At 71.8% G+C, this 12828-nt stretch carries 14 protein-coding genes; 7 read left to right on the forward strand and 7 right to left on the reverse strand.

What is annotated here, in order from left to right:
- Nucleotides 1-200 precede the first annotated feature (200 nt).
- The gene (locus tag AB0946_RS00175) at nucleotides 201-1565 is read left to right on the forward strand and encodes an NAD(P)/FAD-dependent oxidoreductase (protein ID WP_366758377.1); all 1365 of its coding nucleotides are present in this window, start codon (nucleotides 201-203) and stop codon (nucleotides 1563-1565) included.
- A 75-nt stretch (nucleotides 1566-1640) separates the two neighbouring features.
- Here AB0946_RS00175 and AB0946_RS00180 read toward each other — a convergent pair whose 3' ends face one another.
- Complete coding sequence (locus tag AB0946_RS00180; RefSeq protein WP_366758378.1) at nucleotides 1641-3107, reverse strand: regulator; 1467 nt, start codon at nucleotides 3105-3107, stop codon at nucleotides 1641-1643.
- 240 nt (nucleotides 3108-3347) lie between these two features.
- Between AB0946_RS00180 and lipB the strand changes: the two genes are divergently transcribed.
- The 6 genes from lipB to AB0946_RS00210 all read left to right on the forward strand — a co-directional run bounded on the left by lipB (nucleotide 3348) and on the right by AB0946_RS00210 (nucleotide 8708).
- Nucleotides 3348-4145, forward strand: coding sequence for a lipoyl(octanoyl) transferase LipB (gene lipB / locus AB0946_RS00185; RefSeq protein ID WP_366758379.1), 798 nt, complete (start codon nucleotides 3348-3350; stop codon nucleotides 4143-4145).
- 115 nt (nucleotides 4146-4260) lie between these two features.
- Nucleotides 4261-5226: a lipoyl synthase gene (gene lipA, locus AB0946_RS00190; RefSeq protein ID WP_366758380.1), complete on the forward strand. Its 966-nt coding sequence runs from the start codon at nucleotides 4261-4263 to the stop codon at nucleotides 5224-5226.
- Nucleotides 5227-5455: 229 nt separating this feature from the next.
- A complete protein-coding gene (locus tag AB0946_RS00195) occupies nucleotides 5456-5653 on the forward strand; it encodes a hypothetical protein (protein WP_132783798.1) in 198 nt (65 codons plus the stop codon).
- A 78-nt stretch (nucleotides 5654-5731) separates the two neighbouring features.
- Nucleotides 5732-6433 (forward strand): DUF4191 domain-containing protein, encoded by a 702-nt coding sequence (locus AB0946_RS00200; protein WP_366758381.1) that lies wholly within the window; start codon nucleotides 5732-5734, stop codon nucleotides 6431-6433.
- 78 nt (nucleotides 6434-6511) lie between these two features.
- The gene (locus AB0946_RS00205) at nucleotides 6512-7600 is read left to right on the forward strand and encodes a right-handed parallel beta-helix repeat-containing protein (protein ID WP_366758382.1); all 1089 of its coding nucleotides are present in this window, start codon (nucleotides 6512-6514) and stop codon (nucleotides 7598-7600) included.
- Nucleotides 7601-7643: 43 nt separating this feature from the next.
- The gene (locus AB0946_RS00210; RefSeq protein ID WP_366758383.1) at nucleotides 7644-8708 is read left to right on the forward strand and encodes a methyltransferase; all 1065 of its coding nucleotides are present in this window, start codon (nucleotides 7644-7646) and stop codon (nucleotides 8706-8708) included.
- 60 nt (nucleotides 8709-8768) lie between these two features.
- Here the strand turns inward: AB0946_RS00210 and AB0946_RS00215 are convergent, their stop codons facing one another.
- From AB0946_RS00215 to AB0946_RS00240, 6 genes are read right to left on the reverse strand one after another with little or no spacing between them, the layout of a single operon-like run.
- Nucleotides 8769-9098, reverse strand: coding sequence for a TcmI family type II polyketide cyclase (locus AB0946_RS00215; RefSeq protein WP_171156986.1), 330 nt, complete (start codon nucleotides 9096-9098; stop codon nucleotides 8769-8771).
- A 21-nt stretch (nucleotides 9099-9119) separates the two neighbouring features.
- Nucleotides 9120-9599 (reverse strand): SRPBCC family protein, encoded by a 480-nt coding sequence (locus tag AB0946_RS00220; protein WP_366758384.1) that lies wholly within the window; start codon nucleotides 9597-9599, stop codon nucleotides 9120-9122.
- A 1-nt stretch (nucleotide 9600) separates the two neighbouring features.
- Nucleotides 9601-9855, reverse strand: coding sequence for an acyl carrier protein (locus AB0946_RS00225; protein ID WP_014672284.1), 255 nt, complete (start codon nucleotides 9853-9855; stop codon nucleotides 9601-9603).
- Nucleotides 9856-9878: 23 nt separating this feature from the next.
- On the reverse strand, nucleotides 9879-11123 hold the full coding sequence (locus AB0946_RS00230; RefSeq protein WP_366758385.1) for a ketosynthase chain-length factor: 1245 nt from the start codon (nucleotides 11121-11123) through the stop codon (nucleotides 9879-9881).
- Nucleotides 11124-11130: 7 nt separating this feature from the next.
- On the reverse strand, nucleotides 11131-12390 hold the full coding sequence (locus AB0946_RS00235; protein WP_366758386.1) for a beta-ketoacyl-[acyl-carrier-protein] synthase family protein: 1260 nt from the start codon (nucleotides 12388-12390) through the stop codon (nucleotides 11131-11133).
- Entirely contained in the window at nucleotides 12387-12824 is a 438-nt protein-coding gene (locus AB0946_RS00240) for a cupin domain-containing protein (RefSeq protein ID WP_366758387.1), read from the reverse strand. Before AB0946_RS00240 ends, AB0946_RS00235 begins: the two co-directional genes overlap by 4 nt.
- Nucleotides 12825-12828: the final 4 nt, after the last annotated feature.

A 12828-nucleotide genomic window follows, 5' to 3' on the forward strand; every position in this document is an offset into this window, starting at 1 on the left:
GGGCGGTCGCGGCGGAATGAGCCGGCTGACAACACCGGCGAACGAAAGTGACCGTATGCGACCTCTATGCGACCGTGCCCTGTTGATGCGCGACTGCCTCTGACCGATCACGCCCCTACCCTCGACCCGAACTCGGGTATCCCTTGCGCCTGTTGGGGGCATGACGTCTCCACCGGTCGCGCAACCCACAGGAGGGCCTCGTGCTTGAGCCCGCGTACCAGGTGGACGTCGTCATCGTGGGAGCCGGGATCGCCGGTCTCTCGGCGGCTCATCGGCTGACCAGCGCAGGAATCACCACCGCGGTCCTGGAGGCCGCTCCGTACGTCGGCGGGCGCATGTCGACCGAGAAGGTCGACGGCTTCCGTCTCGACCGCATCGGACAGCTGCTGTCCACGTCCTACCCCGAACTCCGCCTGAGTCCGGGCCTGGACGCCCTGACCCTGCGCCGTTTCGCACCGGGCGTGCTCCTGCACCGCGACGGCCGCACCCATCGCGCGGGCGCGCCGGCGGGCGGTGGGAGCGCGCGGGGCGCACGGGGCGCACTCCATGTGGTGCGCGCCCTCGCGAACGCGCCCCGGGGTACGGCGGTCACGCCCGGCGCGCCGGTGGGCGGCGCGGTCGACCAGGCCCGGCTGGGCGCGGCGCTCGGCCGGATCGCCGCCACCCCCGTCGAACGCCTCCTGGCCCGCCCCGAGATGCCGGCCGCCCTCGCCCTCGCCCAGCGCGGTATCCCGGCGCGCACCCTCGACGGCTTCCTGCGCCCGCTGCTCGCCGCGCTGCTGTGCGACCCGGAGCTGACCACCTCCAGCAGGTGCGCCGACCTGGCGCTGCGCGCCTTCGCGAGCGGACGGCTGTGTGTGCCGGAGGGCGGCGCCGAGGTGCTGCCGGAACTGCTGGCCGGGGGGCTGCCGCCGGGCACGGTGCACACCGGCGTGCGGGTCACCTCGGTGTCCACGACCTCGGTGGCGACCGCCGAGCACGGGGAGATCCGCTGCCGGGCGGTGCTGCTGGCGACGGACGCGCGCGCCGCGGCCGCACTGCTGCCGGGGCTCAGGGTGCCGGACTTCCACCCGGTGACAGTGGTCCACCACACCACCGACGAACCGGCGGCGGCCTTCCCGACGGGCCGCTCGCTGCTGCTGGACGCCGACCGGGGCGGTCCGGTGGCGCACACGGCGGTCCTCAGCAACGTGGACCCGAGCCGGGCACCGGCCGGCCGCGTCCTGATCTCCTCGACCGTGCTGGGCACGCCTCCGGAAGGGGTGGACACCGCCGTCCGCATCCACCTCTCCCGCCTCTACGGCACCTCCACGCGCCGCTGGGAGACGCTGGCCGTGCACCACACCCCGGAGGCGGTCCCGTCGATGCGTCCGCCCCACGACCTGCGCCGCCCGGTACGCCTCCTGGCCGGCCTCTACGTCTGCGGCGACCACCGGGACACCAGCACGGTCCAGGGCGCCCTGCACTCGGCCCACCGCGCCGCGGCAGCCGTCCTGGCGGACCTGGGCGCGCGGGGCTCGATGCACAACGCCGACCCGGTCCCCACCCTGCCGAGGGCGGCGTAGGCGTCCCGCAAGGGGCGCGGGGAACTGCGCGGACGACCACAACGGCGCGGAACCCGACCGCCACCCGTGACGGCGCTATCCCAACGCCGCCACCTTCTCCCGGTACACCCGCACCGGCGCCGCGTCCCGGTAGGGCTCCAGTCGCCGCTCGAACTCCTTCACGTACTCCACGGCGCGAGCCGACCGCATCTCCGCGGCCTGCCCCGCCGCCTCCGCGGCGATCGCGCACGCCTGGTCGAGTTCGCCGAGGCCGAGGCGGGCGGTGGCGAGGACGACCCGGCAGAACAGGCGGCTGCGGGCATAGGCGGGCGCCCGCAGCTGGAGGGACCGCTCGGCGTGCTGCGCGGCGGCCCGGAACTGCTGGAGATCCCGGTGGCAGTGGCCGAACTCGTCGGCGAGCTGCGCCTCGTCGAAGAAGGCGGCCCAGTACGGCACGTCGTCCCCGGGCCGGGCCGCCTCCAGGGCGCGTTCGGCCCGTACGAGCGCCGCGGTGCACGCCCGCACCTCCCCCAGCACGCCGTGCGCCCGCGCCTCGGAGGCGTGCAGCAGCGCCTGGACGACCGGCGGGGCGCCCGTGCCGACCCCCTGCTGGGCGACCCGGGCCAGTTGGACGGCCTCCCTGCCGTGGCCGAGGTAGACGGCCTGACGGCTCATGGTGACCAGGACGTAGGAGCCGTAGGCCCGGTCGCCGGCCGCCTGGGCGAGCCGCAGCGCCTGCACGAAGTACCGCTGGGCGAGCCCGTGCGCGGCGATGTCGTACGACGTCCAGCCCGCGAGCCGGGTCAGATCGGCGGCGGCGCCGAACAGGCGGCGGCCGGTCTGCTCGTCGTAGCCGCCGCGCAGCATCGGCTCGCACTCGTGCTCCAGGTAGCGCACCAGCGCCTGCCGGGCGTGGCCGCCGCCGAACCGGTCGTCGAGGGTGCGGAACAGTTCGCCCACCGAGTGCAGCGCGGCGATGTCACCGCCGGTGACCCTGTGGCCGGGGGCCCGCTCGGTGTGCGTCCGCAGCCGTGGCGGGAGCAGCGGCGCCGGCTGCGGCGCCCTGGCCGCGGCGGGCCGGCCCTGCGGCGGCACCCGGGGGGCCGGCTCGCGGGCCACCCGGTCGTCGGCCTTGCCGATCAGCCAGTCCCGGCTGGGCACCACGAGCCCGGCCGGAGTGAAGGCGATCTTGCGCAGTTCGGCATGGCTGCCGGAGTCCTTGCGCCACAGCCCGCTGACGATGTCGACGGCCTCGTCGGGGGTGGCCGCGAACTCCAGCCCGGCGTACACCGGCGCACACGCGTCGAGGCCGAGGTCCTGGGCGGTGAGCCGGCGCCCGAGCCGGCGTGTGAAGACCTCGGCGATCAGGGCGGGGGTCGTACCGCGTGGCTGCTGGCCGCGCAGCCAGCGAGTGACCGAGGTCTTGTCGTATCTGAGGTCCAGCCCGTGTTCCAGGCCGAGCTGGTCGACGCGACGGGCCAGACCCGCGTTGGAGAACCCCGCTTCTGCGATGAGCGCGGCGAGCTGGCGGTTGGGGGTGCGCTGCGCGGGTCGGTCCGTCATCTGCGGTGCGGTCTCCTGCCTTCCGGGCCGGTCGATGTGCCCGGATTGCCTTTGAGCAGCCCTTATGGCCTCACGAACGGCGCGAATGTAGCGGAGAGTGAGCAGACGGTCGCACACTTCGCCGTGCATTCATCCGATCGTGTGAGGAACGCCCGCAGGGCTGACGTACTCCGGTCGGACGTACAGTGGCGAGGGCGCGTTACGTGCCTGACACACCGGTCGCTGAGGGAGGCGCTTGCCGTGAGTGAGTTGCGGTTCGTCCGCATGGGGTTCGGTGCGGATGCCGTCGATTACCAGGAGGCCTGGGACGAGCAGCGCCGGGTGCACGCGGCCCGGTTCGCCGACGAGGTCCCGGACACCGTGCTGCTCCTGGAGCACCCCCCGGTGTACACGGCCGGCCGGCGCACGGAGGACAGCGAGCGCCCGCTGGACGGCACCCCGGTCATCGACGTGGACCGCGGCGGCAAGATCACCTGGCACGGCCCGGGCCAGCTGGTGGGCTACCCGATCCAGAAGCTGCCCCGCCCGGTGGACGTGGTCGCGCACGTGCGGCGGCTGGAGGAGGCGATCATCCGCGCCTGCGCCGAGTTCGGCCTGGAGACCACCCGGGTGGAGGGCCGCAGCGGCGTCTGGGTCCTCGGCGACCCGGTCGAGCAGCGGCCGGCGCTCGGGGGGCTGTCCCTGGACTTCGACCCGCGGCTGACCGACGAGGAGTTCGACCCCCGGCTGAACGGCCCGGAGTACGCCCCCTCCAACGCGGGCCAGCGCCGCGAGGACCGGAAGATCGCCGCGATCGGCATCCGGGTCGCCAAGGGCGTCACGATGCACGGCTTCTCCTTCAACGTGAACCCGGACAACGCCTGGTTCGACCGGATCATCCCGTGCGGCATCCGGGACGCCGGGGTCACCTCGCTGGCGAACGAGCTGGGCCGGGACATCACGGTCGAGGAGGTCCTGCCGGTGGTCGAGAAGCACCTGCGGGACGTCCTGGAGAACGCGGACCTGAGGCCGCGGGTGATCGAGACGGCGTCCGCCTGATCGTCCCTCGGGGGAATGTGCCCTGCGACAGCGGGGTTGGCCCGAGCGGCAGGGCGTACACAGTACGGGCGTACCCTGGGGTACGCCGAAGAATCGAAGTCACAGGGAGCCGGTCGTGTCCGCAGTCGCACCCGACGGACGCAAGATGCTGCGCCTGGAGGTCCGCAACAGCCAGACCCCCATCGAGCGCAAGCCCGAGTGGATCAAGACCCGGGCGAAAATGGGCCCCGAATACACGAAGATGCAGAACCTCGTGAAGAGCGAGGGGCTGCACACGGTGTGCCAGGAAGCCGGCTGTCCGAACATCTACGAGTGCTGGGAGGACCGCGAGGCGACCTTCCTCATCGGCGGCGACCAGTGCACCCGGCGCTGTGACTTCTGCCAGATCGACACCGGCAAGCCCGAGGCGCTGGACCGCGACGAGCCGCGCCGCGTGGGCGAGTCCGTGGTCACCATGGACCTGAACTACGCCACCATCACCGGCGTCGCCCGCGACGACCTGGAGGACGGCGGAGCCTGGCTGTACGCCGAGACCGTGCGCCAGATCCACCAGCAGACGGCGCAGCGCGAGGGCGGCCGGACGAAGGTGGAGCTGCTGGCCCCGGACTTCAACGCGGTCCCCGAGCAGCTCGCCGAGGTGTTCGCGTCCCGCCCCGAGGTCTTCGCGCACAACGTCGAGACGGTTCCCCGGATCTTCAAGCGGATCCGCCCGGGCTTCCGCTACGAGCGCTCCCTGAAGGTCATCACCGAGGCCCGCGACTACGGCCTGGTGACCAAGTCGAACCTGATCCTCGGCATGGGCGAGACCCGTGAGGAGGTCAGCGAGGCGCTGAAGCAGCTGCACGACGCGGGCTGCGAGCTGGTCACCATCACCCAGTACCTGCGCCCGTCGGTGCGCCACCACCCGGTGGAGCGCTGGGTGAAGCCGCAGGAGTTCGTGGAGCTGAAGGAGGAGGCCGAGCAGATCGGCTTCTCCGGTGTGATGTCCGGCCCGCTGGTGCGCTCCTCCTACCGCGCCGGGCGGCTGTACCAGATGGCCGTGGAGAAGCGTGGCACGTACATCGCCGCCCAGGCGGTGTGAGCCGCGCGTGTGAATTCGCGCACAAGTTCCTACTGGCCAGTAATGGCCGAGACGACGCGGTCACGACCGTCCTCGCTGATGAGGACGCCGTCGGGGCCGCGTCGGCGTTCCAGCCCCTCACATCGAGGCTTCACGCGTGTTTGACCGGTCGGTCACGCCCTGGTAACACCAATCAGTGACGCTCATATCACGCCCCGCATCTCCATCGCTCAGAGGGGGGACCTCGATCATGCAGGCCGCACCCGTACGCGCCACCGCCATCCCGTCCTTCACCGGCGCCCTGCGCGCCGTGGAGTCCCTGCTCATGAGCGGCGGCCAGCGCACCGCCCGCCGCAACGCCTGGACCTCCGTCCTGGAGGACCGCCGCCGCGCCAAGGACCGGGTCGAGGCCCAGCGGTTCCTGGACCAGGCCGCGGGCCAGTCCTGACGCCGCCCCCGGCGGGCCCGTCCCGCCCCCCGGACACTGCCGTCGTCCGCACTCCCGGGGGCACGTAGACTTCGTGGCATGGCGAGGAAGGAAACCGCGGCGGACGCCGCGAACGCAGGGCGACTGAAGCAGATCGCCCTCACGTACAAGATGACCCGCAAGGCCGACAAGAAGATCGGTCTTGTACTCGCGGCCGTCGGCATCGGCACCCTCGGTGTCTTCCTCGCGATCGGCTTCCTGATCGGGCACCCGGTATACCTGGGCATCTTCGGCCTGCTGGTCGCCCTGCTGGCGACCGCGATCGTGTTCGGCCGCCGCGCCGAGCGGGCCGCGTTCGGCCAGATGGAGGGCCAGCCGGGCGCCGCAGCGGCCGTGCTGGACAACATCGGCCGCGGCTGGACGACGACGCCGGCGGTGGCGATGAACCGCAGCCAGGACGTGGTGCACCGGGCCGTCGGCAAGGCCGGCATCGTGCTGGTCGCCGAGGGCAACCCGAACCGGGTGAAGAGCCTGCTGGCCGCCGAGAAGAAGAAGATGAACCGCATCGTCGCCGACGTGCCGGTGCACGACCTGATCGTCGGCAACGGCGACGGCCAGGTCGAGCTGAAGAAGCTCCGCACGACGATGCTGAAGCTCCCGCGCGTGCTGACCGGCCCTCAGGTGACGGCCACCAACGACCGGCTGCGGGCGCTGGGCGACCTGATGAGCAACATGCCGCTGCCGAAGGGGCCCATGCCGAAGGGCATGAAGCTGCCCAAGGGCGGACCCCGGGGCCGCTGACCCGGCCCCTGCCGTGGACACGCCGCCGAACGGAGTATCCGGCCGGTAATCGGCTCATGCGCTCCTAGCCTTCGGCATGTGACAAAACGACACATTGCGTACCTGGCATGCGCCACGACCCTCGTCGGCACGGTCATCGGGGCCACTCCGGCGTCCGCTGCCCACAAGACCCTCGTGGTGCATCCGGGTCAGTCGATCCAGAAGGCGGTCAACACCGCCAAGGCCGGCGACACCGTGTTCGTGCTCGCCGGCACCTACCGTGAGAGCGTCACGGTGAAGACGGCGGGCCTCACCCTGCGCGGCGCGGGTCCCGGCACCGTGATCCAGCCTCCCAAGCAGAAGACCAAGCCCGCCCCGCACGGCAGGAAGGCCGCCGTCACCTGCCTCTCGGACGGCAACGGCATCTGCGTGGTCGGGGGCAAGAACAAGCCCCTGAAGGACGTCACCGTCTCCGACCTCAAGGTGACCGGCTTCGCCAAGTCCGGCGTCTTCACCATGGGCACCGACCGGCTGACCGTGAAGCGTGTGATCGCCGAGCACAACGGCCAGTGGGGCATCGCCCAGGAGCACTCCACCCGCGGGTTGTTCCGGAACAACACCGCCCGCGACAACGGGGACGCGGGCCTCTTCCTCGCCAACAACGTCAAGGCCGAGCAGGGGGCCACGGACAGCAAGGGCGCGGTGGTCGACCACAACCGGCTGGAGGGCAACCGGATCGGCATCACCGTCCGCCGGCTGCGCAACCTCGCCGTCACGCGCAACTACGTCCTCGGCAACTGCGCGGGCGTGTTCGTCGTCGGCGACGAGAACAAGCCGCGGGCCGGCGCCCTCACCGTCAGCGACAACCTGGTCGTGCAGAACAACAAGTACTGCCCGAAGACCGCCCGGCTGCCCTACCTGAAGGGCTCCGGCATCGTGCTGACCGGCACCGAGAAGGCCCTGGTGACAGGGAACAGGGTCACCGGTCACACCGGCAAGTCCCCGCTGTCGGGCGGCATCGTCCTGTTCAAGAGCTTCGTGGGCGCCACGAGCGAGAAGAACCGGATCACCGGCAACCGGCTGGCGGACAACTCCCCGGCTGACCTCGTCAACCAGGAAGCCACCAAGACCGGCAACGCCTTCACCGGCAACGCCTGCCGGGTCTCCAAGCCCGCGGGCCTGTGCTGACCGGACGGCCGTACCCGATCCACGCAAGGAAGGAAGGCGGCACATGACCGCACCATCCGGCGCACCCTCGGCTCCCCCCGAGCCGGGGGCACCCCCCTCCCCTCACCCGTCGATGCGGCTGCGCGAGCTCGTGTTCGGGGCGGCCTGCGCCGCCGCGGTCCGCGCCGCCGCCCGGCTGGGCGTCGCCGACGCGCTCGGGGACGCTCCCATGACCGTGGAGACCCTGGCGACCGCGGTGCGCGCCGAGCCGAAGCCGCTGCGCCGGCTGCTGCGCGCCCTGTCCTGCTACGGCGTCTTCGCCGAGCGGCCGGACGGCACGTTCGCCCACACCGAGATGTCCCGGCTGCTGCGCGAGGACGACCCCAACAGCCTGCGGGCCATCGCCATGTGGTGCACCGAGCCGTGGACCTGGGACGCCTGGCCCCTGCTGGACCAGGCCGTGCGCACCGGCCGGAACGTCGTGGAGGACCTCTACGGCAAGGAGTTCTTCAGCTACCTCAACGAGGACGCCCCCGAGTCCGCGGACGTCTTCAACCGCGCGATGACCCGCTCCAGCGAGCAGTCGGCGCGAGAGGTGGCGGCCCTGCTGGACCTGTCCGGCAGCAGCTCGGTCGCGGACCTTGGCGGCGGCCAGGGGCATGTGGTGGCGTGCCTGCTCGACAAGTACCCGGCGATGCGCGGCAGCCTGCTCGACCTGCCCCGGGTGGTGGAGAACGCCCTGCCGCGGCTGCGCGAGGGCGGTGACCTCGCCGACCGCGCGCGGATCGTGCCCGGCGACGTCCGGGAGGCCGTCCCGGTCGAGGCCGACGTCTACATCATCAAGAACATCCTGGAGTGGGACGACGAGTCCACGGCCCGGCTGCTGGGCAACGTGGTCGAGGCGGGCGGTCCCGGCACCCGGGTGGTGGTGATCGAGAACCTCGTCGACGACACCCCGTCGATGCGGTTCAGCACGGCCATGGACCTGCTGCTGCTCCTGAACGTCGGCGGGGCCAAGCACACCACCGACAGCATGGTGGGCCGACTGGAGGCGGCGGGCCTGGCGGTCCGCGACATCCGGCCGGTCAACCCGTACCTGCACGCGTTCGACTGCATCGTCCCCGCATGACCGGCTCCCCGCGCCCCGATGGGGCGCGGGGAACTGCCTCGCCGCTGTCCGGCCAAGCGCTCAGCCGGCGTCGCGCTCCCAGAGGTAGAAGCGTTCTGCCATGGCGTCCTTCGGGGACCGCCAGGTCTGCGGGTCGTACGCGCTGACGTACGCCGTCAGCCGCTCGCTGACCTCCTTGAACTCGGGGTGGGAGGTGACCTTGGCGATGGCCGGTCCCGGCTCCCGCTCGGACTCGATCAGGTGCATGTACACGTCGCCGAACTGGAAGAGGCTGCGCCGGACGACTCCGACGAGGTGCGGCAGCTCTCCGCGGTCGGACTCCGCGAACACCTTGGCGATGTCGGGGGCGGAGCCCGGGGCCATGCGGGCGACGATCAGGGCCTGGTGCACGGTCGTCTCCTGTCGTCCGGCTCAGTCGGCCAGGGCCGGGGCGGGCCGCTCACCGGCCGCCGCCTTCTCGATCTTCTGCCGGATCAGCTCCAGCTGGATCTTCGAGTTCTTGTTGATGTTGTCGGTCATCCAGTCGTCGTCGACCGGGGCGTCCGGCTTCATCGCGAAGTCCTGGGTCCAGACCATCCGGGTGCCGGCGGGAACCTCCTCGTACCGCCAGTGGATGTTCATGTGGGCGAAGGGCCCGGTCTCGACCCGGCGGGCCCTGACGGTGCGGGTGGCGCGGTCCGGCTCGCGCTCGGAGACCCAGCTCCAGACGGTGCCGTTCTCGTCCGGGTGCATGGTGAGCCGGAACGTCGTCTTGTCGCCCTCCTTCTTGAGGACCTCCACCGACGCGTACTCGCTGAACAGCTGGGGCCAGCGCTCCAGGTCGTTGGTCATGTCCCAGACCAGGTCGAGCGGGGCCGCGATGGTGATCTCGTTCTGGGTGTGTCCTGCCATCTCAGGCTCCTGCCATCAGGGTGCTGTTGACGAGGTTGAGGAACTGCTGGGGCGTCTTGCAGCGCTCGGCGTCGACCGGCATCGGGGTGCCGTGCGTGTTCTCCAGCTCGCCGACGATGCCGAGCAGGCCGAGCGAGTCGACCCCGAGGACGTCGAAGCCGGTGTCCGGCTTCTCCTTCAGCTGCTGGGGGCTGACGGTCACGCCGGCGGCCTTCTTCATCAGCGCGGCGAGTTCTTCCACGGTGATCTGGGGCATGGTTCTCTCCTCCTTCTCTGTGCTCACTGCGCGGTGCCGCGTCGCAGCACCAGCGCCGAGTTCGACCCCATGAGTCCGCGGCTGAGGATCAGCGCCGTCCGCAGTTCGGCGGCGCGGGCGCTGCCGGTCACGAGGTCGAGGTCGTGGCAGACGTCGAAGACGTTCGGCGTCGGCGGGACCAGGCCGTGCTCCATCGCGAGCACGGCCGCCGCGGTGTCCAGGACGGGGGCCGCGCAGTACCCCCGGCCGATCCCGGTCTTCGGTGCGGTGACCGGTACCCGGGTGCCGTGCTCGCCGAGGGCGTCGGCGATCGCCAGCGCCTCGGCCCGGTCGGCCTCCGGTACCCCGAGGGCGTCGGCGAAGACGACGTCGACCTCCTCGGGGGCGCACCCGGCCTCCGCCAGGGCCTGCCGGACGGCCTGGGCGAGTCCCTCCCGGGACCGGTCCCAGCGGGAGGCGCCGGTGAAGGTCGCCCCGTGTCCGGCCACGACGGCCTTGATGTCGGCGCCGCGGGACCGGGCGGCGCCGGCCGCCTCGACCACGAGCATCCCGCCGCCCTCGGCGGGCACGAACCCGCAGGCCCCGTCCGTGAACGGGCGGTAGGCCCGGGACGGGTCCGTCTCCCGGCTCAGTTCCCCGTAGCCGAGCTGGCAGACCATCGAGTACGGCGCGAGCGGCGCCTCGGTGGAGCCGGCCACGATCACGTCGGTGCCGCGCCGTACGGCCCGTGCCGCGTGGGCGAGGGCGTCCAGGCCGCCGGCCTCGTCGGAGGCGACGACGGAGCAGGGGCCCTTGAAGCCGCGGCGGATGGAGACCTGGCCGGTGCTCGCGGCGTAGAACCAGGCGATGGACTGGTACGGCCCGACGAACCGGCTCCCCTTGCCCCACAGTTGCTGGAGTTCGCGCTGGCCGAACTCGCCGCCGCCGGACCCGGCGGCGGTGACCACGCCGATGGAGTACGGCGCGTCGGGGATGTCGGCCAGCGCGAGCCGGGCGTCGTCCAGTGCGAAGTCGGCCGCGGCCATGGCGTAGTGCGTGAACCGGTCGGTCTGGACGAGGAAGCGCTCCTCGATCGTGGCGGCCGGTTCAAAGGCGCGGACCTCACCGGCCACCTTGAGGGGAAGGTGCTCACAGCCCTCGCGGGTGACCCGGTCGAGGACGCTGAGGCCCTCCTGGGTGGCCTTCCAGAACGTGCCGGTGGTGGTGCCGTTGGGCGCGACCACCCCGATGCCGGTGATGGCCGCCTGCCGGTCCTGCGGTTCGCTCATCGTGTCCTCACTCCCTCGGCCGGGTCAGGATCACCGCGGACTGGAATCCCCCGAACCCGCTGCCCACGGAGAGCACGCTGTTCAGCTTCCGTTCGCGGGCGACGCGCGGGACGTAGTCCAGGTCGCACTCGGGGTCGGGGATCTCGTAGTTCGCGGTCGGCGGGACGACCTGCTTGGCGAGGGCCAGGACGCACGCGACGAGTTCGATGGCGCCGATCGCCCCGAGGGAGTGCCCCACCATGGATTTGATGGAGCTCATCGGGGTGTCGTAGGCGTGGTGGCCCAGTGCCCGCTTCACGGCCGCCGTCTCGTGGCGGTCGTTCTGCCGGGTGCCGGAGCCGTGCGCGTTGACGTAGTCGATCGCCGTGGGGTCGAGACGCGCCTGGTCCAGGGCGGTGTCGATGGCCCGCGCCATCTCCAGGCCCTCCTTGGTCAGACCGGTCATGTGGTAGGCGTTGCCGAAGGTGGCGTAGCCGCCGAACTCGCAGTACACGTGGGCACCGCGGGCCCGGGCGTGCTCCAGTTCCTCCAGGACGAGCACCGCGCCGCCCTCGCCCATGACGAAGCCGTCACGGTTGTTGTCGAAGGGGCGGGAGGCGTGCGCGGGGTCGTCGTTGTTCGGTGAGGTGGCCTTGATCGCGTCGAAGCAGGCCATGGTGATCGGGGAGATCGGAGAGTCCGAGGCTCCCGCGATGCATATGTCGGCGCGGCCCTCCTGGACGGTGTGGAAGGCGTACCCGACCGCGTCGAGTCCCGAGGTGCATCCGGTGGACACGGTCTGCACGGGACCCTGGGCGCCGAAACGTTCCGCCACCGCGGAGGCCACGGTGCTCGGCGAGAACGCCCGGTGCAGCTGCGGCTCCGCCTCGGTGTGGTCGACGTCCCAGCGCTGCCCGCGATGGCTGACCAGGACGTAGTCGTGCTCCAGCCGGGTGGTGCCGCCGACGGCGGTTCCCACGGAGACACCGACCCGCCAGGGGTCCTCCTGACCGAGGTCGAGACCGGAGTCGCGGACCGCCTCCTCGCCGGCGACCAGGGCGAACTGTATGTACCGGTCCGCCCGTTCGACCTGTCCGGCGTCCAGGCCGTACGCGGTGGGGTCGAAGTCGCACTCGGCGGCGATCCGGGACCGCAGCCCGGTCGGGTCGAAGAACGTGATGCCCCGCGTCGCGGTACGGCCGTCGGCGAGGAGATCCCAGAACGCCGGTACGCCGATCCCTCCCGGGGCGACGACGCCTATGCCGGTGACCGCCACGCGCCGGTTCATGAGCCGACCCGCGCCCGGTCGGCCGGATCGGCGGCGACGGCGACGGCCTCCGTCTCCTCGGTGTCGACGTGGCCGAGGGCCGGCCGGGGGGCCAGCGGGCCCAGGTGGAAGACGATCCGCGCCTCCACGTTGCCGACGTTGCGGAAGCGGTGCCGCATGTTCATGGGGATCATCAGCCCCTGCTCGGGCCGCAGCGGGTGCGGCTCACCGTCCAGGTCCACCTCCAGCTGTCCGCACAGGACGTACACGAACTCCTCGGAGTAGGGGTGGTAGTGCTCGCCGATGCGGTCGCCGGGCTGCACGATGGCCACGCCCATGAAACCGCTGGTGGAGCCCACCGTGGCCGGGGTGAGCATGGCGCGCAGATCGCCGCCGCGCCGGGTGTTGGGCTCGATCTCGCTGAGGTCCACGATCTTCGGAAGGTGTTTGATCACGACG

It is taken from the genome of Streptomyces sp. NPDC046870 (assembly GCF_040704595.1).
GTDB classification, from domain to species: domain Bacteria; phylum Actinomycetota; class Actinomycetes; order Streptomycetales; family Streptomycetaceae; genus Streptomyces; species Streptomyces argyrophylli.

Excerpts from the sequence above, each read along its gene's own strand:
- AB0946_RS00235 (WP_366758386.1), bottom strand. The coding sequence starts at position 12,390 with ATGAACCGGCGCGTGGCGGTCACCGGCATAGGCGTCGTCGCCCCGGGA.
- AB0946_RS00200 (WP_366758381.1), top strand. The coding sequence starts at position 5,732 with ATGGCGAGGAAGGAAACCGCGGCGGACGCCGCGAACGCAGGGCGACTG.
- AB0946_RS00210 (WP_366758383.1), top strand. The coding sequence starts at position 7,644 with ATGACCGCACCATCCGGCGCACCCTCGGCTCCCCCCGAGCCGGGGGCA.
- AB0946_RS00195 (WP_132783798.1), top strand. The coding sequence starts at position 5,456 with ATGCAGGCCGCACCCGTACGCGCCACCGCCATCCCGTCCTTCACCGGC.
- AB0946_RS00220 (WP_366758384.1), bottom strand. The coding sequence starts at position 9,599 with ATGGCAGGACACACCCAGAACGAGATCACCATCGCGGCCCCGCTCGAC.
- AB0946_RS00225 (WP_014672284.1), bottom strand. The coding sequence starts at position 9,855 with ATGCCCCAGATCACCGTGGAAGAACTCGCCGCGCTGATGAAGAAGGCC.
- AB0946_RS00180 (WP_366758378.1), bottom strand. The coding sequence starts at position 3,107 with ATGACGGACCGACCCGCGCAGCGCACCCCCAACCGCCAGCTCGCCGCG.
- AB0946_RS00230 (WP_366758385.1), bottom strand. The coding sequence starts at position 11,123 with ATGAGCGAACCGCAGGACCGGCAGGCGGCCATCACCGGCATCGGGGTG.